The sequence below is a fragment of the Caballeronia sp. DA-9 genome (genome assembly GCF_051615025.1).
In the GTDB taxonomy this organism is placed as follows: domain Bacteria; phylum Pseudomonadota; class Gammaproteobacteria; order Burkholderiales; family Burkholderiaceae; genus Caballeronia; species Caballeronia sordidicola.
On sequence record NZ_CP195131.1, the window covers coordinates 16,899 to 39,920 of the forward strand.

At 59.8% G+C, this 23,022-nt stretch carries 19 protein-coding genes and 1 tRNA gene; 4 read left to right on the top strand and 16 right to left on the bottom strand.

The genetic code is table 11. From position 1 onward, the window contains the following. Window positions 1-63: 63 nt before the first annotated feature. The 7 genes from ACRWA7_RS00065 to fdnG all read right to left on the bottom strand — a co-directional run bounded on the left by ACRWA7_RS00065 (window position 64) and on the right by fdnG (window position 9,321). Window positions 64-159: transfer RNA gene (locus ACRWA7_RS00065), tRNA-Sec, on the bottom strand. Between the two features lie 50 nt (window positions 160-209). Continuing rightward, window positions 210-2,123, bottom strand: coding sequence for a selenocysteine-specific translation elongation factor (selB, locus tag ACRWA7_RS00070; protein WP_438390536.1), 1,914 nt, complete (start codon window positions 2,121-2,123; stop codon window positions 210-212). Continuing rightward, window positions 2,120-3,550, bottom strand: a complete 1,431-nt coding sequence (gene selA / locus ACRWA7_RS00075) for an L-seryl-tRNA(Sec) selenium transferase (protein WP_438390537.1) — start codon at window positions 3,548-3,550, stop codon at window positions 2,120-2,122. The genes selB and selA overlap by 4 nt, the downstream gene beginning before the upstream one ends. 32 nt (window positions 3,551-3,582) lie before the next feature. Then, a complete protein-coding gene (fdhE, locus tag ACRWA7_RS00080) occupies window positions 3,583-4,560 on the bottom strand; it encodes a formate dehydrogenase accessory protein FdhE (protein ID WP_438390538.1) in 978 nt (325 codons plus the stop codon). 98 nt (window positions 4,561-4,658) lie between these two features. Continuing rightward, a complete protein-coding gene (locus tag ACRWA7_RS00085; protein WP_060857646.1) occupies window positions 4,659-5,315 on the bottom strand; it encodes a formate dehydrogenase subunit gamma in 657 nt (218 codons plus the stop codon). Further along, window positions 5,302-6,243 carry a formate dehydrogenase subunit beta gene (fdxH, locus tag ACRWA7_RS00090; RefSeq protein ID WP_060857645.1) on the bottom strand — a complete coding sequence of 314 codons (942 nt, stop codon included), beginning with the start codon at window positions 6,241-6,243 and terminating at the stop codon, window positions 5,302-5,304. Before fdxH ends, ACRWA7_RS00085 begins: the two co-directional genes overlap by 14 nt. A 9-nt stretch (window positions 6,244-6,252) precedes the next feature. Beyond that, window positions 6,253-9,321 carry a formate dehydrogenase-N subunit alpha gene (gene fdnG / locus ACRWA7_RS00095; protein WP_438390539.1) on the bottom strand — a complete coding sequence of 1,023 codons (3,069 nt, stop codon included), beginning with the start codon at window positions 9,319-9,321 and terminating at the stop codon, window positions 6,253-6,255. A 161-nt stretch (window positions 9,322-9,482) separates the two neighbouring features. Between fdnG and ACRWA7_RS00100 the strand changes: the two genes are divergently transcribed. Next, complete coding sequence (locus ACRWA7_RS00100) at window positions 9,483-9,911, top strand: beta-xylosidase (protein ID WP_438390540.1); 429 nt, start codon at window positions 9,483-9,485, stop codon at window positions 9,909-9,911. A gap of 9 nt (window positions 9,912-9,920) precedes the next feature. On the opposite strand, the gene kdpC is transcribed toward ACRWA7_RS00100, so the two are convergent. The 6 genes from kdpC to ACRWA7_RS00130 all read right to left on the bottom strand — a co-directional run bounded on the left by kdpC (window position 9,921) and on the right by ACRWA7_RS00130 (window position 16,970). Next, entirely contained in the window at window positions 9,921-10,502 is a 582-nt protein-coding gene (gene kdpC, locus ACRWA7_RS00105) for a potassium-transporting ATPase subunit KdpC (protein WP_060857642.1), read from the bottom strand. Between the two features lie 49 nt (window positions 10,503-10,551). Further along, entirely contained in the window at window positions 10,552-12,609 is a 2,058-nt protein-coding gene (gene kdpB, locus ACRWA7_RS00110) for a potassium-transporting ATPase subunit KdpB (protein WP_438391060.1), read from the bottom strand. A 120-nt stretch (window positions 12,610-12,729) separates the two neighbouring features. Further along, window positions 12,730-14,538 carry a potassium-transporting ATPase subunit KdpA gene (gene kdpA / locus ACRWA7_RS00115; protein ID WP_438390542.1) on the bottom strand — a complete coding sequence of 603 codons (1,809 nt, stop codon included), beginning with the start codon at window positions 14,536-14,538 and terminating at the stop codon, window positions 12,730-12,732. Next, the gene (locus tag ACRWA7_RS00120; RefSeq protein WP_056359778.1) at window positions 14,535-14,630 is read right to left on the bottom strand and encodes a potassium-transporting ATPase subunit F; all 96 of its coding nucleotides are present in this window, start codon (window positions 14,628-14,630) and stop codon (window positions 14,535-14,537) included. The genes kdpA and ACRWA7_RS00120 overlap by 4 nt, the downstream gene beginning before the upstream one ends. Window positions 14,631-14,931: 301 nt before the next feature. Continuing rightward, the gene (locus tag ACRWA7_RS00125) at window positions 14,932-15,921 is read right to left on the bottom strand and encodes a sterol desaturase family protein (RefSeq protein WP_438390543.1); all 990 of its coding nucleotides are present in this window, start codon (window positions 15,919-15,921) and stop codon (window positions 14,932-14,934) included. A 74-nt stretch (window positions 15,922-15,995) separates the two neighbouring features. After that, entirely contained in the window at window positions 15,996-16,970 is a 975-nt protein-coding gene (locus tag ACRWA7_RS00130; RefSeq protein ID WP_438390544.1) for a beta-propeller fold lactonase family protein, read from the bottom strand. A 237-nt stretch (window positions 16,971-17,207) separates the two neighbouring features. On the opposite strand from ACRWA7_RS00130, the gene ACRWA7_RS00135 reads away from it, so the two are divergent. Continuing rightward, window positions 17,208-18,527 (top strand): Nramp family divalent metal transporter, encoded by a 1,320-nt coding sequence (locus ACRWA7_RS00135; protein ID WP_060857637.1) that lies wholly within the window; start codon window positions 17,208-17,210, stop codon window positions 18,525-18,527. Window positions 18,528-18,633: 106 nt separating this feature from the next. Continuing rightward, entirely contained in the window at window positions 18,634-19,848 is a 1,215-nt protein-coding gene (locus tag ACRWA7_RS00140; protein ID WP_438390545.1) for a YeeE/YedE family protein, read from the top strand. 38 nt (window positions 19,849-19,886) lie between these two features. On the opposite strand, the gene ACRWA7_RS00145 is transcribed toward ACRWA7_RS00140, so the two are convergent. Continuing rightward, a complete protein-coding gene (locus tag ACRWA7_RS00145; RefSeq protein ID WP_438390546.1) occupies window positions 19,887-20,309 on the bottom strand; it encodes a GNAT family N-acetyltransferase in 423 nt (140 codons plus the stop codon). A 169-nt stretch (window positions 20,310-20,478) separates the two neighbouring features. Between ACRWA7_RS00145 and pncA the strand changes: the two genes are divergently transcribed. Next, window positions 20,479-21,228, top strand: a complete 750-nt coding sequence (gene pncA, locus ACRWA7_RS00150) for a bifunctional nicotinamidase/pyrazinamidase (protein WP_438390547.1) — start codon at window positions 20,479-20,481, stop codon at window positions 21,226-21,228. 2 nt (window positions 21,229-21,230) lie between these two features. Here the strand turns inward: pncA and ACRWA7_RS00155 are convergent, their stop codons facing one another. Beyond that, window positions 21,231-21,515 (bottom strand): helix-turn-helix domain-containing protein, encoded by a 285-nt coding sequence (locus ACRWA7_RS00155; protein WP_060857634.1) that lies wholly within the window; start codon window positions 21,513-21,515, stop codon window positions 21,231-21,233. After that, window positions 21,505-22,938, bottom strand: coding sequence for a PLP-dependent aminotransferase family protein (locus tag ACRWA7_RS00160; protein WP_438390548.1), 1,434 nt, complete (start codon window positions 22,936-22,938; stop codon window positions 21,505-21,507). Before ACRWA7_RS00160 ends, ACRWA7_RS00155 begins: the two co-directional genes overlap by 11 nt. Window positions 22,939-23,022: the final 84 nt, after the last annotated feature.

A 23,022-nucleotide genomic window follows, 5' to 3' on the forward strand; every position in this document is an offset into this window, starting at 1 on the left:
CTTTAAATTCAGCGACCTACAGGACATCAACGGAAGAAACCGGAACGGCCCGGAAGGCCCAAATGGCGGAAGGCAGCCGGAGTCGAACCGACCTGAGAACGTCTGACGCCCCCAACTGGGTTTGAAGCCCAGCCGCACCACCGGATACGGATGCCTTCCATCTTGACGCTGATAAAACCGTTTGAACTGCCAGCCGCGCATTGCACGCATCAAAGCAGATCGAGCCAACGGCTGTCCGTGCGCATCACGTGCATTTCACGGTGGAAGCGAGTATACCCAACGCGGTCGAAAAATTCCAAAACCTGGATCGCGCGTTTGCGCCCGAGTGCGGTGGCATCGCGAAAAGGTGCGGCGGCCAGTCTGGCCTCATTCTTTTTCGCTTCCGACGCAGCGATTACAGCGAGGTCGCGGATTGCATCGCGATGATAAAAAAGATCCCGCACCACCTGGAAAACTTCGCCCTGCCGCGCAAGCTTGCGCATCAACAGACGCACACGCTCTTCGGATACGCCAAGCGAAGCCGCAAGATCGCGAACCCATGGCGGATTGAAACCGCCGGCTTTCACAGCAGGCAGCAACTGCAACGCAAGCGCCTCTTCGGCGGCATCGAGCGTGACAGCGTGTCCCGGCATGTGCAGCCACGGTCCGCTCCGGACAATGTCGCCGCTCGCGCATGCATCGTTGATCAGCGCGCGCCACAACGCATCGTCCATCAGCGGCGCGGCGATCCTGCGCAAGCGCGATGCATCGGGTCCCTGCTCGTCGGGCGAACGCTCATGGAATTGCTGCAACGCTGCAAGCAAACGAGCCTTCAACGCATGCCACGTCGCGCCTGCAACAAACAACGCATCGTCGCCGGATAACGCGACAGTGCGAGTGCCAGCCGGAAGATTCAGCGACGCCGCCGGCATGCCAGTGAGGTGTTCCAGCAACGAGCGCGATAAACCATGCGGTGCATGATTTAGCAGCGCGTCGAGCGTGCCGGTGTCGAGCATCGTCTGGATTGCGTCGAGCCAACGGAGGCGTTCCGGTATGCGCCGCTTGCGCGCCGGGCCGAACGGATCGAGCACATGACCGCCGCCCAAAGTCTGGTTCGCCTGCGCATTTCTCACGATAAACCGGTCGCCCGGCAACGCGCACACAGGCTGATCGAACACGAGTTGCGCGCGCGCAGTTTGATCCGGACGCAGCATTTCGCCATCCAGCAGCGCGACATGCGCGACCCGGTGCTGCGTGCCAAGGTGTACATGCAGCGTGGCCCAATGCTGCAACGTGACCGCGGCATCGGGTAATACGGTTAGCGTGGCATCGATACGTTCGGACACTCGCGACAATTTCGGATCGACGATCCAGTCGCCGCGACTGATTGCGCCCTTCTCGATACCCACGAGATTAAGCGCGCACCGTTCGCCCGCGCGACCCGACTCGGCGGCGCGATTTTGCGCGTGAATGCTTCGCACGCGCACAGGAGCGCCCTTGGGCGCGAGCAGCAATGTATCGCCTGCCGTCATCCGTCCGGCGACCACCGTGCCGGTAACAATCGTGCCCTGCCCGGACAGCGTGAATACGCGGTCGATCGCGAGCCGGAACAAACCGTCGTCGCGGCGCATGCGCCACGCGCTCGCCGCCGCGCGCAAATGCGCGTCGAGCAAAGCCACGCCCGGGTCGCCGGGGAGGGTTGCGTTGGTATCGAAAACCGGTGCATTGTGCAGCGTGCTCGCGGCCAGAAACGATGCAATCTCCTGATGCACGTCATGCAAACGCGCCTCATCCACGCAATCAATCTTGGTCAACGCCACCGCGCCTTGCTTCACCCCAAGCAACTGCAAGATCGCCAGGTGTTCGCGCGTTTGCGGCATCACGCCATCATCTGCGGCGATCACGAGCAATGCGTAATCGATACCGCTCGCCCCCGCCGTCATGGTGTGAACGAGTTTCTCGTGTCCGGGGACATCGATCAAACCCAGCACGTCGCCGTTATCGAGCGGCACGTACGCGTAGCCAAGCTCAATGGAAATGCCGCGCGCTTTCTCTTCTTTCAGCCGGTCGGTGTCCACGCCCGACAAGGCCCGAACGAGCGTGGTCTTGCCGTGATCGATATGACCCGCCGTGCCGACGATCATTCTTCCGGACCCGCCAGTTGCGCGACGAATTCCGCTTCGTCGGCCGCTTCCAGGCAACGAAGATCGAGGCGCATTGCGTCGTCGGCGACGCGGCCAATCACCGGGCGCGGCATCTCGCGCAGCTTCTTTTCAAGCGCGAGCAACTGGCGTCCGCCGCGCTTTCCATCAGTCATCCTGACGACAAGACCATAGCTCGGCAGTACCTCGACGGGCAATGCGCCGCTGCCGATCTGGCTGAACATCGGTTCGACCAACACCGTATAACGCTCGCCCGCCGCGCGTTGCAAAGCCGGCTGCACCCGCTCGGCGGCGGCGCGGATGGCATCGGCGGGACGCGTGAGCAAACGCAACGTGGTGAGTCGCTCGGCGAGCAATTCCGGCGCGCGATAAAGCTGCAATACAGGCTCGAGCGCGGCAAGCGTCAGCTTGCCAACCCGCAACGCACGCTTGAGCGGATGCTTCTTGATCTTCGCAATCAGGTCCCGCCGCCCGACGATCAGGCCGGCCTGTGGGCCGCCCAGCAACTTGTCGCCGCTGAACGTGACCACGTCCGCACCCGCGAGAATGGTCTCGCGCACCGTATCTTCGCGCGGCAATCCCCATTGGGTCAGATCGACCAGCGTGCCGCTGCCCAGATCGACCGCTATGGGCACGCCGCGCTCCTTCGATAACGGAGCAAGGCCGCTCACTGTCACTTCCTTGGTGAAGCCATTGATGGCGTAGTTGCTCGTATGGACTTTCATGAGCAGCGCTGTGCGCGGCCCGATGGCTTCGTCGTAGTCCTTGAGGTGCGTACGGTTGGTCGTCCCGACTTCGCGCAACTTCGCGCCCGCGCGGCTCATGATGTCGGGAATGCGAAACGCGCCGCCGATTTCCACGAGTTCACCGCGCGATACGATTACTTCTTTCCTTGGCGCCAATGCGGACAATGTCAGCAGCACCGCCGCCGCGTTGTTGTTCACGACAGTCGCGGCCTCTGCGCCCGTGAGCTCGCACATGAGTTCATCGATCAGGTCATCGCGGTCGCCCCGCTTGCCCGTCTCCAGATCGAACTCGAGGTTTGCCGGCCGCGTCAACGCGGCAACGACCGCACTGATCGCGGTATCGGGCAGCAACGCGCGGCCGAGGTTGGTGTGAAGCACCGTGCCGGTCAGATTGAACACCGTGCGAAAGCGCGCCCGGTTGCGCTCGCGAAGGCTCCGTTCAACCGATGCCGTCAGCTCAGGCAGATCGAGCGCGCCCACGGAAGCGCAACCGGAGAGCGCAGCCGCGCGCCAGCCGTCGAGCGCGCTCCTGAGCGTGGCCAGGACCTGTGCGCGCCCGAATTCGCTGGCCAGTGTCACGAACGCGGCCGACGTCATGACCTGCTCCACAGATGGCACATGCGCCATCAGCGCCCGCAATTCAGCGCTCGTTACGTCGCTCACAAGCCGATCCTTTTCAGTTGGACTCGCCAAGGTTAGTCAGTTTTATCGCCGGCGTGTTCGGGCCACAACCACGGATGCGGCGATGCGCGCCGGTAGCCTTCCTCTCCCATCAGCAAATCCAGCGTGAGGCTCGCGAGATCGTCGGCGAAGGGTTCGAAATCGTAGTCCTTGTCCTGGAAGCCAATTTTTCTGTACGTATGGCATTCGTCGCAGGATTCCGCTTTCAGCGGTGCTTTTTTCGATTCTATTTCCCTGGTCTGCGTATCAGCATCCGGTGTTCCCAATGCATGATAGGCAATTCCCTTGGTCGAATCGCAGTTCGAGCATTTTGTGCGAACCATGTGCCACTCGGTGGCGCACAGGCCGCACTGCAAATACCGGTAATTCTCGTAAGCGCCGCCAATACGCACCGTGCTCGCAACCGGATGCGAACCGCAAACGGGACACAGTCCAAGCGTCTCTATATACGGTACGTCGCGTTTATCGATATCGGCGGCCATGTCGGTCCACACCACTTGCAACGCGGCCGAAATAAACGGCGCGCTCGCCGGGTCTACTTCGGCAAACCGCTGCGCGAAGATGGCGTCAGCTTGCGCTTCGAGCGTGGCGGAATCGAGCGATTCGATTTTTGCAATCAACTGCTCTAGAGCAGGCGTGAGCGGGCCAGCGGCCTTGAGTTTGTGGAGCAGACGAATCAGCACGTCGCGCCAAGCGTGGTCCCGCACGCCGGACAGCGCCGGGATCAATGGCATCGAATGCTTCTGCGCGCTCGCGATCAACTCGGCGCTCGGCGGTTGAGCTTTGAAATCCTGGATCACGTCCTGCTGTGCGTCTGCAAGCGCCGCCATCAACCGCAAATAACCCGCTACGGGGTTGGACCGTTCAGCAAGCGCCCGCAGGCGCGCCGCGCGCGCGCGAAATACAGCAGAGCGCTCGGGCGTGCGAATGCGCGGAATTGCGGACTGGTCGAGCGACTCGATCTCGCCCGCTTCTAGGATGCGTTGAACCACGATTGTCGACCTCTTGAAACTAAGGAGCCGCCGCGTTTCCAAAAGCAAAGAACGGCGGCGGCCCGGTTACATCGGATGCTGGCTTGCCCTGGCCAGACTTACTTCCCGATGATTTCCTTGAACCATCTCGGATGATGCTTTTTCGCCCAGCCATAGGTGACGGTGCCGCGCGTCATTGCTCCAATCGATCCCTTGATCCACAAGGCCGCATAAATATGCACAACAATTCCGACAATCAGCACAAACGCCGCAGCGGCATGCACAACGGCGGCAAGGCGAATAATCTCGATCGGGAAATAGAACGAGAAATATCTGCGCCAGATCACAATACCGCTTGCCAGAAGCAGCAGCAGGCAGGCGACCATAGTAAAGAACAGGAGCTTCTGACCGGCATTGTACTTACCAATGGCGGGAAGTTTTTCCTCACGATTGGCAAGCACGTCGCCAATCTGGCGCATCCACTGCACGTCGCTCTTGTCGAGATAGTTATGGTGCCAGAATCGCAACGCAAGGATCAGGAACGAGAGAAACATCACGCAGCCAATGAACGGATGCAGGATGCGCGTCCATTGGCCGCCACCCAGGAGCGCGTAGAGCCACGACATGGCCGGATGAAACATGGCTAGTCCGGACAACGCCAGCAAGACGAACGTGATGGCGGTGATCCAGTGGTTCGTGCGTTCATTGGGCGTATAGCGCAGGATCAGACCGTTGCCCTTCACATCCCTTGGAACAGCATTTTCATCGTGCTTCATCGGATGCCTCCCGTGAACGGCGTGCTTCATTCGCTTCTGCCGCTTCATGCTGCGCTTCGGCCTCTTCCGCCTCCGACACCTCATTCGGCCCGACCCGCGTGTAGTGGAAGAATCCCGCTAGCGCGGCCATCGCAATGCCGGCAAGCGCCAGCGGTTTTGCCAGGCCCTTCCAAAGATAGACCATTGCGCTGATCTTTGGATTTTGCGGCAGGCCGTGATAAAGATTGGCTTTGTCGGCGTGATGAAGCACGTACATGACATGCGTGCCGCCCACGCCCGCAGGATCATACAAACCTGCGTTGGCAAAGCCACGTTCCTTCAGATCCACCACACGGTCGGCCGCCTGCTGCTTCATGTCCTCTTTGGTGCCGAACATGATCGCGCCGGTCGGGCAGGTCTTCACGCATGCCGGTTCCTGTCCAACGGCGACCCGGTCCGAACACAGCGTGCATTTATACGCACGATTGTCCTGCTTCGAAATACGCGGCACGTTGAATGGGCAACCCGTCACGCAGTAGCCGCAGCCGATGCAGTTCTCCTCGTGAAAATCCACGATGCCGTTCGTGTACTGAACGATCGCACCCGGCGACGGACATGCCTTCAGACACCCCGGGTCCTCGCAATGCATGCAGCCGTCCTTGCGGATCAGCCACTCAAGGTCGCCTTCGGTATTCTCGTATTCCGAGAACCGCATGACCGTCCACGAATGTTCGGTCAGGTCACGCGGGTTGTCGTACACGCCAATGGAATCGCCGACTTCATCGCGCAAGTCGTTCCATTCCATGCACGCCGTCTGACACGCCTTGCAGCCGATGCACTTCGATACATCGATCAGCTTCGCAACTGTGCCCGTGACGGGAGCGCGGGCCTGGGGCTCCGGCAGCGTCGTGGCAGAGAGACGTTTGATATCCAGTGATTGCAGTGCCATCTCTTTTCCTTATGCCTTTTCGACCTTGACGAGAAACGACTTGAATTCCGGTGTTTGCGAATTCCCGTCGCCCACGGAAGGCGTTAGCGTATTGACGAGATAGCCTGGCTTCGTGAGTCCCTTGAAGCCCCAATGCAGCGGCAATCCAACTGTCTGAACTTTCTTTCCCTCGATCATCAAAGGTTTGATCCGCTTCGTCACGACCGCGACAGCAACGATGTGGCCGCGATTGGACGACACTTTCACGCGATCGCCCGCAACCACGCCGACTTCCTTGGCCAGGTCCTCGCCAATTTCCACGAACTGCTGCGGCTGCACGATTGCGTTGAGGCGCGCGTGCTTGGTCCAGTAATGGAAGTGCTCGGTCAGGCGATAAGTCGTCGCCGTGTGAGGAAAATGCTCGTGCGTGCCGAACGCGGCGCGATCGTCCGGGAACACGCGCGCCGCCGGATTGCTGACGACCGCCTTGTTGTCCGGGTGCATCGGGTTGTAGCCCAGCGGGTTTTCGAACGGCTCGTAATGCTCCGGGAACGGCCCTTCCACCAGACCATCACGCGAGAAGAAACGCGCCACGCCTTCCGGATTCATGATGAACGGGTTCATGCCATTTTCAGGCGGTTCATCCGCCTTGAAGTCGGCTATATCCGCACCGGCCCACGTCTTGCCATTCCACGCAATCAGCTTGCGCGTCATGTCGAAGGGCTTGCCGCTGACGTCGCATGACGCACGGTTGTACAAGATCCGCCGGTTTGCCGGCCATGCCCATGCCCAGTTCAACGTGTTGCCAATACCCGTGGGGTCCGAGTTGTCGCGACGGCCCATCTGGTTGCCGGCCTGTGTCCATGATCCGCAGAAAATCCAGCAACCGCTTGCCGTGCTGCCGTCGTCGCGAAGTAGCGCGAAGCTCGACAACTGCTCGCCTTTTTTCGCCAGGACCTTGGTTTTATCGGCGACATCGGTCACGTCGTCCAGAGCCTTGCCGTTGAACTCCATCGCGATTTCTTCGGGCGTCGGACTCTCCGGATCCGAATACGGCCAGCTCATGTTGACAATGGGATCAGGGTATTTGCCACCCTGCTCCTTGTACGCCTTCCTGATTCGCAGCCACAGGCCCGACATGATTTCCAGGTCGCTCTTCGATTCCCCCGGACCGTCCGCGCCCTGCCAGTGCCACTGCAGTACGCGGCTCGAACTTACGAGCGAACCGCGTTCTTCAGCAAAACACGTAGTGGGCAGGCGGAATACTTCCGTCTGGATCTTCGATGGATCCACGTCGTTGAACTCGCCAAAGTTCTTCCAGAATTCGGACGTTTCAGTAGCGAGCGGGTCCATGATGACGAGCCATTTCAGCTTGGCGAGACTCGCGCCGATCTTCGCCTTGTTCGGCACCGCCGCAAGCGGGTTGAACCCTTGCGCGAGGTAGCCGTTCATCTTGCCCTGGTTCATCAGCTCGAACACTTGCAGCATGTCGTAGGACTTGTCGAGCTTGGGCAAATAGTCGAAGCCGAAGTTGTTTTCAGCGGTCGCGTTCGCGCCCCACCACGACTTCATGAAGCTCACATGGAACGCACGATAGTTGCGCCAGTAACTCAATTGGTTCGGGCGTAATGGCTGTGTTGCACGCTTCTTGATGTACGCATCGAAGTCCTGTTCGCCTTCCATGGGCAACGTCATATAGCCCGGCAGCAGGTTCGACATGAGCCCAAGGTCGGTCAAACCCTGAATATTCGAGTGGCCGCGCAACGCATTCATGCCGCCGCCCGCAATGCCGATGTTACCCAGCAGCAACTGCACCATGGCGCCAGTGCGGATGATCTGCGATCCAACCGAATGATGCGTCCAGCCAAGCGCGTACAGGATCGTACCGGCGCGTCCGGGGACGGCGGTAGACGCAAGCATCTCGCAGACCTTCAGAAATTTCTCCTTGGGCGTGCCGCAGATCTTCTCCACTTGCTCGGGCGTATAGCGCGAGTAGTGCTGCTTCATCAGGTTGTACACGCAGCGCGGATGCTGCAGCGTGGGATCGACTTTGGCGTAACCATCGTCGCCGCGTTCGTAATCCCAGGTCGATTTGTCGTAGCTATGCTTTTGCGCGTCATAGCCAGAATACAAACCGTCCGCAAACGCAAAGTCCTCACGGACAATAAACGGGAAGTCCGTGTAATTCTTGACGTACTCGTGCTGGATCTTGTCGTTCGTCAGCAGATAATTAATTACGCCGCCAAGGAACACAATGTCCGAACCCGTGCGAATCTGCGCGTAATAATCCGCAACCGAAGCTGTCCGCGTAAAGCGCGGATCGACTACGATCAGCCTTGCTTTTCGGTGCGCCTTGGCTTCGGTGACCCACTTGAAACCGCACGGGTGCGCCTCGGCTGCATTGCCGCCCATTACCAGAATCACGTCCGCGTTCTTGATGTCGACCCAATGGTTCGTCATCGCTCCACGGCCAAACGTCGGGGCAAGACCTGCCACCGTCGGGCCGTGTCAGACACGTGCTTGATTATCGAATGCGAGCATGCCAAGACTGCGTGCAGTCTTGTGCGTCAAATATCCAACTTCATTGCTTCCGGCCGATGCCGCCAGCATGCCGGTGGTCAGCCATCGGTTGACCTTCTTGCCGTCTTCGGTCGTCTCGACAAAATTCGCGTCGCGATCGTCCTTCATCAGCTTGGCAATGCGATCGAGCGCGTCTTCCCACGACATGCGTTTCCATTCATTCGATCCCGCCGCGCGATATTCCGGATATTTCAACCGGCTCGGGCTATGAATGAAATCGATAAGGCTCGCGCCCTTGGGGCACAGCGTGCCGCGATTAACCGGATGATCCGGGTCGCCTTCAATATGAATAATGCTCGACTTGGCATTCTTGGCGTTGTCGCCCAGACCGTACATCAGGATGCCGCATCCGACTGAGCAGTACGGACAGGTATTACGCGTTTCAGTAGTACGCGACAGCTTGTACTGGCGGACTTCCGCTAAAGCCGGCGCCGGCGAGAAGCCCATTAGGGCCAGGCTCGATCCGGCAAGCGTGCTTGCGGAAACTTTCAGGAACTGTCGCCGGGACATTTGTAGCATCGTGCGCCTCGGCATTTTTGGGGACCGGTGCCGATTATAAAGTCGTAGGACTAATTTCGCAGAAAGCTTGGCGCAAATGACTGCCGAGCAGGCATGGGCAAGCGCTTGGCGACCTTAGGAGAACGGCGTTAAGGCGCTAGCAGTAATAAATAAGTAATGTGTTGGAATATTTTGGTAATGGTCAGGCACTGTTCATGCATATCGCCTTAACACTCCAATTTATTACGCTCTCCATGGCCTACCAAGCGCACGACACTTTTCCTTTCCTTAACGTCAATGTGCGGTTTCGCAAGCGTTTGCGAGCGCGTATGACGGCGGTTTTCGCGGGCAGCGTTCTATTTGCGCTAAGCACTTATGGCTTTGCGCAAATTTCGCAGGGAAACGGCAGCTCGTCCCAGGACAATCGGACTTCGTCGGCTGGAACGCAGCCCGATGCGTCGGCATCGACGGTACATGAGTCGCTCAAACCGCAGTCGAAGGAAGCCGCGGGAAACGCACGAGGCGCGACGGCAGGTAATCAGCATAAGACCGAAGGCGCCGGCGGCTTTAACAATGGCTTGTATGGAACCGGCGCGGGCAGCAACAAATAAGCCGCTTGATCAGCTTGCAGGCTTCATTTCGTCAAGCGCAAGGTTGAGCTTGAGCACATTCACACGCGCTTCGCCGAGAATCCCGAACTGGCGGCCGGTGGTCGCGCGTTGAACAAGTGCTTCGACGTCGTTATGCGAGAGCTTGCGGGCCTTCGCCACGCGGTCGATCTGATACGCGGCGGCGGCCGGGCTGATCTCAGGGTCGAGGCCACTGCCAGACGATGTCACGAGATCGACGGGAACGGGCGCAGTGTTGGCCGGATCGGCGTCATGCAATGCGCTGATCCGCCCTTTGACTTCATCGGCGAGTGCGGGATTGGTCGGACCAAGATTCGAGCCGCTCGATGCAGTCGCGTTATACGGATTCGGCGAAGTCGCGGACAGACGGCCCCAGAAGTAACCGGGCGCATCGAATTGCTGGCCGATGAGTTCCGAGCCGACTGGCTTGCCGCTCTTCTCGATCACGCTGCCGTTCGCTTGCGCCGGAAATGCCGCTTGGGCAACCGCGGTCACCACGGCCGGATAGATAAGCCCGGTTACGACGGTCAGTGCCGCGAACAGCACGATCACGGGGCGAATGATGTTTTTCATGATTGACGATCCAGTTAAAAGCCAGGGTTTGAAGTGACCGCCACGAAGTTCACGCCCAGCCAAAGGCGGTCAGAACCATGTCGATGATCTTGATGAACGGGAACGGCAGCAAGATACCGCCAAGCCCGTACACCAGCAGGTTGCGGCGCAGCAGCGACGCGGCGCCGAGCGGCCGGTACTTCACGCCTTTCAACGCGAGCGGAATCAGCACCACGATGATCAACGCGTTGAAGATCACCGCGGACAGGATCGCCGACGAGGGCGAGGTCAGATGCATCACGTCAAGCACCCTCAGTTGCGGATAGGTGGACGCAAACGCCGCCGGAATGATCGCGAAATACTTGGCGACGTCGTTCGCAATCGAGAAGGTCGTAAGCGAGCCACGCGTCATCAGCATCTGCTTGCCGATCTCCACGATCTCGATCAGCTTGGTCGGGTTCGAATCGAGGTCGACCATGTTGCCGGCTTCCTTCGCCGCTTGCGTGCCGGTGTTCATCGCCACGGCGACGTCGGCTTGGGCAAGCGCCGGGGCGTCGTTCGTGCCGTCGCCGGTCATCGCAACCAGACGGCCTTCCGCCTGATAGCTGCGGATGGTCGAAAGCTTCGCTTCCGGCGTGGCTTCTGCAAGAAAATCGTCCACGCCTGCTTCGGCTGCGATCGCGGCCGCGGTCAGCCGGTTGTCGCCAGTGACCATCACGGTCTTGATACCCATCTTGCGCAGTTCGGCGAAACGTTCCTTGATGCCGCCCTTGACGATGTCTTTCAGCTCGATCACGCCAAGCACGCGCGCGCCGTTGTCGCTGCGCTCCGCCACGACCAGCGGCGTGCTGCCGCGACGCGCGATGTCATCGACCGCATTCGATACTTCCTGCGGATAACGCCCGCCGTTACGCTCGACGTATAACCTGACTGCATCGGCCGCGCCCTTGCGAATCTCGCGATCCGACAGATCGACGCCGCTCATGCGCGTCTGCGCCGTAAAGTTCAGGAAGGTCGCGTGCAGCGCCGCCATCTCGCGCTGGCGAATGTTGAAGCGCTGCTTGGCGAGCACTACGATGCTGCGGCCTTCCGGCGTTTCGTCGGCAAGCGACGCGAGTTGCGCGGCGTCGGCAAGGTCCTGTTCCGACAGACCCGGCGCGGGAACAAAGTTCGATGCCTGGCGGTTTCCAAGCGTGATCGTGCCGGTCTTGTCGAGCAACAGCACGTCGACGTCCCCAGCAGCTTCCACCGCGCGGCCAGAAGTCGCGATCACGTTCGCCTGCATCATGCGGCTCATGCCAGCCACGCCAATAGCCGACAACAAGCCGCCGATGGTCGTCGGGATCAGGCATACGAGCAACGCGGCAAGCGCGGTGATCGTCACCACGTGTCCCGCTTTCATGGCGCCGACCGAGAACATGGAGAACGGCAGCAGCGTCGCGGTGGCGAACAGCAGCACGAGGCTCAACGCAACCAGCAAGATAGTCAGTGCAATTTCGTTGGGCGTCTTCTGGCGCTTCGCGCCTTCGACCATCGCGATCATGCGATCGAGAAAGGCCTCGCCCGGATTGACCGTCACGCGCACCACGATCCAGTCCGACAGCACGCGCGTGCCGCCCGTCACCGCCGTGAAGTCGCCGCCCGATTCGCGGATGACCGGGGCCGATTCGCCGGTGATTGCGGATTCATCGACGGAAGCCACGCCATCCACGACTTCGCCGTCGGCGGGGATCACGTCGCCCGTTTCCACGAGCACGACGTCGCCTTTGCGAAGATCCGTCGCAGTCGTGATCTGAATCGCGCCCTTGTGATCCGGCTTGTCCAGTTTTTTCGCCATGACGTCGCGCTTGGCGCTGCGCAGCGACGCGGCCTGCGCCTTGGAACGGCCTTCGGCCAGCGCTTCGGCGAAGTTTGCGAACAGCACTGTGAACCACAGCCAGAGCGAGACCGCGAGGATAAAACCCGCGGGCGCTTCAGCCTGCCCCGATAACGCGGCGACCCACAGCACGGTCGTGAGGATACTGCCCACATACACGCAGAACATCACCGGATTGCGCAACTGGGTGCGTGGATCGAGTTTCCTGAACGAGTCCGCAATCGCCGGCATCACAATGGCCGGGTCGAACATGGAACGTGCTGCCGAGCGTGAATGACCCGTTGGCTCCGGATTTTTTTCCGGCGTCTTGTTAGGCGTCGTCACAGGCGGTTTGATAATCGTGTTCATACTTTCCTCTGTATCAGTGACCGCTTATTTGCCCGAGAGCATCATCAGATGCTCGACTATCGGGCCCAGCGCAAGCGCAGGCACATACGTCAGTGCGCCCACCAGCACCACGGTGCCGAGCAGCAGCACGACAAACAACGGACCGTGCGTTGGCAAGCTGCCGGCGGTCGTGGCAATGCGCTTCTTGGCGGCCAGCGCGCCTGCAATCGCAAGCACCGGAATGATCGAGCCGAAGCGGCCGAACCACATCGCAATGCCGGTCGTGATGTTGTAGAACGGCGTGCTGACCGTGAGGCCCGCAAACGCGCTGCCATTGTTGTTCGCGGCCGAGCTATAGGCGTACAGGACTTCGGAGAAGCCATGTGGCCCTGGGTTCGATATACCCGCGGTGCCGGCTGTGGTCAGCACCCCTATCGACGCGCCGAGCAGCACGAGGAATGGCGTCAGCAGTACCACGATCGCAACCATCTTCATTTCGTACGATTCGATCTTCTTGCCGATATATTCAGGTGTACGTCCTATCATCAGGCCGGCGACGAACACCGCGAGCATTGCGAACACGAGCATGCCGTAGAGACCGGACCCCACGCCGCCGAAGATCACTTCGCCAAGCTGGATCAGCAGCAACGGAACGAAGCCGCCCATTGGCGTAAGCGAGTCGTGCGTATTGTTCACCGCACCGCACGAAGCCGCGGTCGTGGCGACCGTGAAGATGCCCGACTGCGCAATGCCGAAGCGCGTTTCCTTGCCCTCGGCGTTACCGCCGGCTTGCATCGGCGACGCGCCTTGATCGACATGAAGCGATGCAAACAGCGGATTTCCCGCCTGCTCGAACGAGATTTCGCCCCAACATGCAATCGCGAACGCTATGGTCATGGCCCCGAGGATTGCGTAACCCTGCCGCCTGTCGCCGACCATCCTTCCGAACACCACGCACAGCGACGCGGGAATGATCAGCATGGACAGCATCTGGACGAAGTTCGAGAACGGTGTGGGGTTTTCATACGGATGCGCCGAGTTGGCATTGAAGAAACCGCCGCCATTCGTGCCGAGCATCTTGATGGCTTCTTGCGAGGCGACCGGACCCATTGCCAGCGTCTGCTTGTCGGCCTTGTTGTCGACCATCACCGGATTGCCCTTGGCGTCTTTCACGGCGTTACCCTGGGCATCGACTTTTGGTGTCTGGTACGTCGTGGCCTGAAGCGTCCCGACCTCCCGATAGGATTCGAAGTTCTGGATCACGCCCTGGCTCACGAACACCAGCGCAATGACGGTTGCCATGGGCGCGAGGATATACAGCGTGATACGGGTCAAGTCGACCCAGAAGTTGCCGATGGTGCTCGCGGTATGGCGTGCGAAGCCGCGAATCAATGCAACCACGACCGCTATGCCCGTTGCCGCCGACAGGAAGTTCTGCACCGACAAGCCGGTCATTTGCGACAGGTAGCTCGCGGTTGCTTCAGGGGTGTAGTCCTGCCAGTTGGTATTGGTGACGAAGCTGACGGCGGTGTTGAACGCGCCATCCGGGGTCATCGGACCAAAGCCTTGCGGGTTCGACGGCAACCACTGCTGCAAGCGCAGGAAGCCGAACACGACCAGCGTGCCCAGCGCGTTGAACGCGAGCACGGCAAGGGCGTAGTGCTTCCACGACATTTCCGCTTTGTCGTCGACTCCGGCGAGCTTGTACAAGACTGATTCAATCGGGCGGCCGATACGGCGAACCACCACCGAAGAACCATCGAGCACGGCTGTTATGTATCGGCCTGCCGGGATCGCGAGCGCGATCAGCACAACAATAAAAAGAGCCGCTTGAAACACGGTATTCGCGTTCATTCCAGATCCTCCGCACGCAGCAACGCGTACACGAGGTACACGAACAAGAGCAGTGTCGAGGCACCGGCCAGCACTAGCATCCAGGTGGTCATGGACGGCCTCCCGGAGCGCGACGCAACTTGTCGCAACCAATTGCAAGCGCCGCGCATAAGGCCCAGAAGGCGACGATGCCGGCGATATAAAGCAAGTCCATTGTGTTGTTCTCCCGTAGCGGATTTGGACGTGCTGAAGGTTAGTTGAAGGCGTGTAAACGGCTGGAAAAGAGAACGGCGGCGGGTATAAAAAACATGTAAAGAAGCCTGCGGGCGCCCTCGCGAAGCCAATAAAAAAACGCCATGCGCAAAGCGCATGGCGTTAGCTCAATCGGCGCGGCTCAAGCCGCAATCAAACTGTTCAGGCGGCGGTCGTACGGCGCAAGCGCTGCGCAATGCGCACAAATGCGTGCCATTGCTGCGCCCACATGCCCATTCCATAGTTACGTCCCAGACCCGCGGGCGCGGGCAACTGATCGCGAATGCCAGTCGGCTCCGCCGCACGGTTCCACGATGCAGTCTTGAACAAGATGTCCCACCAAGGAAACAGCACGCCGAAATTGCAGCCGTAACGCGTACCTTCGTGACCGTAGCCAATCGCGTGATGACGCCGGTGAAACGTGGGACTTACCAGCAAGCGGTCGAGCATCGGCACGAACGGCAAGCGCGCGTTCACGTGCTGGATGCTCTGCAGCACATTGCCGAGCGCGACCAGAACCACAAACTGAGACGGCTCCACGCCGATAAAAAGCGAGATGCCTGCGAAAAATGCCGCCTGGATGATGTCGTCGAGAAAATGATTGCGGTCGTCAGCCCATAGCGACATCTGCTGCTGGCTATGATGGACCGCGTGCAGTTCCCACCACACGCCAAACCGGTGTTGCCAGCGGTGATACCAATAGCCCGCAAAATCGAGCACGACGAGATAGATCACGAACGACACGACCGGCTGATCGGTCACGCCGGGCCAGAGACCATCCACGTCGATATTCGGAATGCCGTGGATCACCATCAGGCTCTGCCAATGATTGAAGACCGGCTGCAACAGGAAAAAGAACGCAAGGTTGATGATGCCGAGCTTCGCGATCCACGTATAGAAAACGTCAGAACGAACCGCCTTGCGGTCCTGCCATGTTTCAATGGGGCGAAGCGCTTCCAGCGGCCGCAGGATCGCGAATGTCGCCAGCACTTCCAGCGCGCCGATGATCACCCAATACAGTGCGTCGTACGTGTCTTCGTCGTAACCCATCAAGCCGGCCTTGAAGAAGAGCGGCTGGACAACGTCGACGTAGAGGAGAGTCTGGAGGCTGCCCACCGCGTTATCGAGTTGCGCGAGAATCTCAGTCACCATGCAAATGCCCCTGCTTTGTCAATTAACCCGCAATAACCCGCAATATCGGGCAATAGCCGCGCCACGGCTGCGGCCTAGTCCGGATTCGGCGCATACACTGGCGCGCGGTTAGCAAAATAGATCCCATGCGGCGAGCGGCCCACGGCAATGGTATCGACCAGCTTGTAGCTGTTCAGATCGATCACCCCAACGTGGCGCGCGAAGCGGAACGTGACCCACAGCGTCTTGCGATCCGCCGACAATTCCATGTCGTCCGGTCCGGGGAGAAGACCCGTGATGTCTGCGACTTTTTGCAGCGTCGTGTAATCGAGAATGCTGATGGTGCTGGCAACGCGGTTCGTCACGGCGACATGCTTGCCGTCGTCGAGGTTGCGGAAGTTATGCGCGCCCTTGCCCGTCTGGATGCGCTTGATGACTTGCTGCTTGTGCCAGTCGACCACCGCAACGTCGTCTTCGCCGGTCATGCCTACCAGCAATTCCTTGTCTCCAGGCGTCATCCATAACCCCGCCGGCGTGTTGCCCACCGGCATTTTCCACTTCACGGCCTGCGTGGCCAGGTCTATGGCGACCAGTTCGCCGGAATCCTGCAAGGTGATGAAAACCGTATGAGCGTCCGACGAAAACGTCATGTGGCTAGGTGTTTTTCCTAGCGGAACACGCTTGGCAAGCGTGAGGTCGTGTCCGTCATATTTATAGATATCGACGCGATCGAGGCGCAAGCCCGCCGTAACAAACCACTTATGGTCAGGAGAAAACCCGAGCTGATACGGATCTTCGATAGCTTCCACCCGTTTTTGCACCTGGCCGCTATGCGGGTCGATAAAGATCAGATCATTCGAAACGGAATCGGCGACGATCAGCGAATTGCCGTCGGGCGTGATCATCAGGTGATGCGGTTCCTTGCCGGTCGGTTGCGTGCCAACGACTTTGTGGGCGGCTTGATCAATCAGCGTAAGTTTTGCTTCGCCGGAATCCAGCACGATGACTTTCGAGTCCGGGGCATTCGCGGCGAATGCGGCGCTATGGACCAGCACGGATACCAGCGCCATCTTTGAAAGGTTTCTGATTGCAGTGCGGAGCATATTGAAAGGAATTAAATCTAGGCGGTCCGGAAAGACCAAAATTGTGCTTTGATAGCTTAAGGGCGCGGATTATTGGCTAACGGCCAGGGAAAGACCGGGAGCAGCGCAATCTTAAGCTATTCAAGCACTGCATGTGACGCGGCCGGTGCGACCGCTAGCCGGTCGCTCAAGCGAATCTTTATCTCTAACGTATTGAGTCGATTAATGGATGACCGGACGCGCAACGAAACCAATCAGTCCATGAGCGAAAGCACCACGCTTGCCATGCAAGAGGTGCTCGACGGACGCCGCACGGGCCTCGCTGTCCTGCTTCCGTTCGCAGGACCGGCGGTGGTCGTTTCTGTCGCTTATATGGATCCCGGCAATTTCGCGACCAATATTCAAGCGGGCGCGCGCTACGGCTATGGATTATTGTGGGTTGTATTGCTTGCGAACTTAATAGCCATGCTATTCCAGGCGCTTTCCGCAAAGCTTGGCATTGTCACGGGAAAAAACCTGGCCGAATTATGCCGGGACAATTTCCCCAAGCCGCTTGTCTACCTGATGTGGGCTGTGAGCGAAATCGCCGCCATGGCGACCGATCTCGCGGAATTCCTTGGCGGCGCGATCGGGCTTAGCCTGCTGTTTCACATGCCAATCCTCATTGGCATGGCAATAACGGCTGTCATCACCTACGGCTTGCTGATGTTCGAAAAAGCAGGGTATCGGCCGCTTGAACTGATTATTGGCGCGCTGGTTGGAATTATCGGCTTGTCGTATCTGGCGGAGCTTTTTATTACGCCCGTTGCCTGGGCGCAAGTTGGCTTGCATCTCTTTTCGCCCTCGTTGCCCGATGCGCAAGCGGTCACCATCGCGGTCGGCATCATTGGCGCAACGGTCATGCCGCACGCGCTTTTCCTGCATTCGGGCTTGACGCAGCGACGCCTGCCTGCGCGCACCGAAGTCGAACGCAAGAAGATCATCTTGTTCTCCAACGTGGAAGTGGTCATTGCCTTGACCATTGCCGGCATGATCAACATTGCGATGGTCATCATGGCATCCGGCGCGTTTCACTCGGGTCATCCGGAAGTGGCCGAGATCGAAACGGCTTATCACACGCTCGCGCCGCTCTTGGGCATTGCCGCAGCCGGCATTTTTCTTTTGTCGCTGATCGCGTCGGGCATTTCGAGTTCTGTCGTGGGAACGATGGCCGGGCAGATGATCATGCAGGGTTTTGTCGGATTTCGCATTCCGCTATGGCTGCGCCGCGCACTCACGATGATTCCGAGTTTTATCGTCGTGTGGCTGGGCGTGAACGTGACGCAAGCGCTCGTCATGAGCCAGGTTGTGCTCAGCCTTGCATTGCCATTTCCCATGGCCGCGCTGGTCTGGTTCACGTGCAACCGGAAAGTCATGGGTTCGTACCAGAGCAGAACATTCGTCAGGGCGGCTGCAACGATTGCCGCAGTTGCCGTCTTGGCGCTCAACGCCGTTTTGCTGCTGCAAGCGGCCGGCGTGAGCATTCCTGGTTTGCCGGATGCGTAAGCGGGTGAGGAGGCGATAAAGGCGTGTGATCCGCGCAGCTTTAGCAGCGCGCATTCGCTAAACGCGAGAAAATGCTCGTTTTGCCGAACCTCTCGCGGAGTATCGAATGTCCGATCTAGCCTCACCGGTATCGCGCCGTTTTAGCGTCGATCCCAAGCCGCTCGGCATTGCCGCGCTGTTGATTCTTTCTGGCGCACTGTATCTCGCGCAAGCCGTCAATGGCCGCCAGGCCGCGCTTTATCTGGTCGGCGCGCTGCTCGGCGTCACGCTTTATCACGCCGCGTTCGGCTTTACGTCAGCGTGGCGCGTCTTTATTGCCGATGGCCGTGGCGCCGGCCTGCGCGCGCAAATGGTCATGCTCGCGGTGGGCGTTGCGCTGTTCTTTCCCGCGCTCGCGGCCGGAACGCTTTTCGGCATGCCGGTCACCGGACTTGTTTCGCCGGCTGGAACGTCGGTGGTCGTCGGTGCATTCATATTCGGTATTGGCATGCAGCTAGGCGGCGGTTGCGCATCAGGCACGCTCTATACGGTGGGCGGCGGCAGCACACGCATGATCGTGACGCTCGCGGCGTTTATTGTGGGTTCGGTGATCGCAACAGCGCATATGCCGTTCTGGACCGCGTTGCCGTCCTTTCAGCCCGTTTCCCTTGTCAAGTCGCTTGGCGCGGGTCCCGCGCTCGCGCTCAACTGGGCAGTGTTCGCGGCGATTGCGGCGCTGACCGTGGTGATCGAAAAGCGGCGGCATGGACGGCTTGTTGCCGCGCATACGCAAGCACCGCACGCGTCGCCGTGGTTGCATGGACCGTGGCCGCTCGCCGCCGGCGCAATTGCGCTCGCGTTGCTCAACTTCGCCACGCTCGCGCTTTCCGGACGGCCGTGGGGCATTACGTCGGCGTTTGCGCTGTGGGGTGCCAAAGCGGCGTCGGCCATTGGATTCGATGTCGCGAGCTGGCCATATTGGGCAAGCAAGGCGAACGCCGCGGCGCTCGCCGCGCCCGTTTCGCGCGATGTGACATCCGTGATGGATATTGGCATTGTGCTCGGCGCCATGATGGCGGCGGGACTCGCGGGCCGATATGCGCCGGTATGGCGCGTGCCGCTGCGCTCCCTGATCGCCGCGATTGTCGGCGGCCTGCTGCTCGGCTATGGCGCACGGCTCGCTTACGGCTGCAATATCGGCGCGTATTTCAGCGGCATTGTTTCGGGCAGCCTGCACGGCTGGTTGTGGCTCGTTGCAGCGTTCTTCGGCAATATTGTCGGGACGCGCCTGCGTCCCGCGTTCGGGCTGGAAGTGGAGCGGCTCAAGCCCACTGCGTGCTGATTCGCTGTTGTCTCAGGCCGCAGCGCATGCACTGCAGCCTAGAGCTTGCGTGAAAGCCGCGTGAGCGTCTCGACTGGATGCCAGCCAGCTTTTTGCCAGAACACGCTGGCTGTTTCGTTATCGGCAACCACGTCCAGATGCACCCATCCCAAGTGGTTTTCTCTCAAGCGCTCCACACAGATATCGATCATCGTGCGTCCCACGCCCTGACCGCGCGCAACGGGCGCGACCACGACGTGCTGCAGGAAGCCGCGGCGGCCGTCGTGGCTCGCAAGCGCGCAGCCGACAAGTGTGTCGCCGTTCATCGCCACCACGCTTAGCCCCGGGTTCCTCGCGAGCAGCCGTGCGATCCCTTCCCTACTGTCGGTTACCGGCCGGATATCCACGCCGGGTGTATCGCGCCATAACGCAAGCACCGCGTCGTAGTCGTCGAGCACCATTTCCCGAATCTGCACGTTCATTGTTCATCCTGCAAAGCGCTGTTCGATGTGTTTCGATCCATTCGATCCTTCGTTCGGCAGCAGTTTATAAGAACACGCGGCATTCGAAAATCGCGCTGAGCAGGACGAAGGCTCAAATAGTTTTGGCGGCTTTATGATTGGGTTCCTGATCGGACTTGGAGGATTCGTCATGGCAGAAAACCATCGCAGGATGTTGATCAAGTCGGCTGCAGCATTCGGGCTGGTTCATCTGTTCGGATTGGGAAGCCTGAATGCTCTTGCCGCGGCCGCGGCCTCTGCCCGCGCCATCAGGCCGGACAGCAAGTCGGCGCTGATCGTAGTGGACGTGCAGAACTGTTTTATCGATGGCGGCACGCTGCCGGTGAAAGGCGGTGCCGATGTGGTTCCCGTGATCAACGAACTCGCCGGCAAGTTCGAGAATATTGTGATCACGCAGGACTGGCATACGGTGGGCCACGCGTCGTTTGCGAGTTCGCATCCGGGCAAGAAGCCGTTCGAGACGGCGCAATTGTCGTATGGCACGCAAGTGCTGTGGCCGGATCATTGCGTGCAAGGCACCGAGGACGCCGCGCTCGACAAGGACCTCAAGCTACCGACAGCGCAAGTCATCATCCGCAAGGGCTATCACAAGGACATGGACAGCTATTCCGCGTTTGAAGAAGCGGATCACAAGACCCAGACGGGTTTGTCGGCATATCTGAAGCAGCGGCATATCGATACGGTCTTCGTGACCGGGCTTGCCACTGATTTCTGCGTCTCGTGGACGGCAATGGACGCCCGCAAGGCGGGCTTCGATGCATACGTGATCGAAGATGCAACGCGCGCCATCGACCTCAACGGATCGCTCGCCGCCGCGTGGAAAAACATGGCGCGAGCAGGCGTGAAACGGATTCAGTCGAAGGATGTTTTGGCGGCTTGAATTCAGCCGGCGTCCGGCTCCGGCCGCACGCCTTCTGCGAACAATCCCGCACAGAGCTCCTTGCCAGCTTCGGTCAATGCGACTGCGGGCACGCCAGCATCGCTCGGGGTGGTATCGAGCAAACCTGTGTCCGAGAGCGCCGTGAGCTGGCGGCGCAAACTGCTCATCGGAAGACCGGATTGCTTCGATAACTTCGCGAGCGACCATGCCCGCGCGGGCGACTCCTGCGCGGCACGCCACAATTGCGTGAGAATCGCGATCAGCGCGGGATCGATTTCATCGTTCATGCTGTCTCCTGCCGGCCATGCTTGCGGCCAGTTCGCCAAGCGTTTTCAACGCGGCTTCTGTTTGTGTGTTCCAAGGATAACTGTAGTTGAGCCGAATGAAATGGCGGAACGCATCGCGCGATGAAAACATGGTCCCAGGACCAATCGTGATACCGCGCTCGAGCGCCGCTTTGTAGAGCTTCATGGAGTCCACTGCACCTGGAAGCTCGACCCATAGAACGTAGCCGCCCATCGGCCCGGAAGTCTGCGTGCCAGCGGGAAAAAACCGCTGGACAGTCGCGATCATGAGGCGCGCCTGCTGCCGGTAAATGCGGCGCACGTGACGCAGATGATGATCGTAGCCGCCCTGCTTCAAGTAGTCCGCCACCGCCACCTGCGGCACTGAAGGCGTGGTCAGCGTGTTCAGGAACTTGAGCTTTTCCACCTGCCGCCTGTAGCGTCCCGGCATGGCCCAGCCGATCCGGTAAGAGGCCGTCAGGCTCTTCGAAAACGAAGCGCAATGCAGCACGAGGCCGTTCTTATCGAAGTTCTTGAGCGTCGACGGGCGTGCATCGCCGTAATAAAGCTCCTGGTACACATCGTTTTCTATGACCGGAATGTCGTGCCCCGCAAGCAGTTCGACGAGGCGCTGCTTGTTTGCGTCGGACATCACGAAACCCAGCGGATTCTGGAAGTTGGGCATGACCATGCACGCCGCAATCTCATGCTCGCCGATGATCTTCGCCAGCGCGTCGATATTGATGCCTTCGGCCGGATGCGTCGGCACTTCGATCGCGCGCATTCCCATGCGTTCTATGGCGTGCAGCATGGCGTAATACGTCGGCGACTCGACCGCGACAGTGTCGCCGGGTTTCGCCACGGCCTGCAGGCTCAGGTTGATGGCCTCGGTTGCGCCGACTGTGATGACGATCTCGTCCGGGTCCACGGGCACGCCGTTCTCCGCGTAACGCCGCGCAATCTGACGGATCAGCTCGGGGTTTCCAGGCGGCAGGTCGTCTATCAGATTCCAGCTCGAATGCCTTCGTGCAATTGCGTTCGCCAGTTGATTGATCTTGCGCCACGGAAACAGCGACGGATCCGGATACGGCGAGCCGAGCGGGGTCGCGTCGTGCGAGCGGATGGAGCGCAGCGTGGACAGAACGAGCCGGCTGACATCGACTGTTGACGCAACCGGCGGCGGCTGAGATGCGGCAGGCGGCTCAGGCTTCGCCGCCGGCATTTCCCGCACGAAATAGCCGGACTGCGGGCGCGTTTCGAGCAGGCCGCGGCTCTCCAGCAGCGCGTAGGCGCGCAAGACCGTCTTGATGCTGACGCCGTATTGCGTGCTCGCCTGGCGCACCGAAGGCACGCGCTCTCCAACCGCGAATACGCCGCGCCGCACCGCTTCCTCGACTTCAGCCGCAAGGTTTTCGTAAAGCATCACGATACAGATCGCCTAAAAACGTACGAATTGCCAACTGTACTCCTTGTATATGTATTTTTCTGTGTACCGCCGGATTTTGGGAAC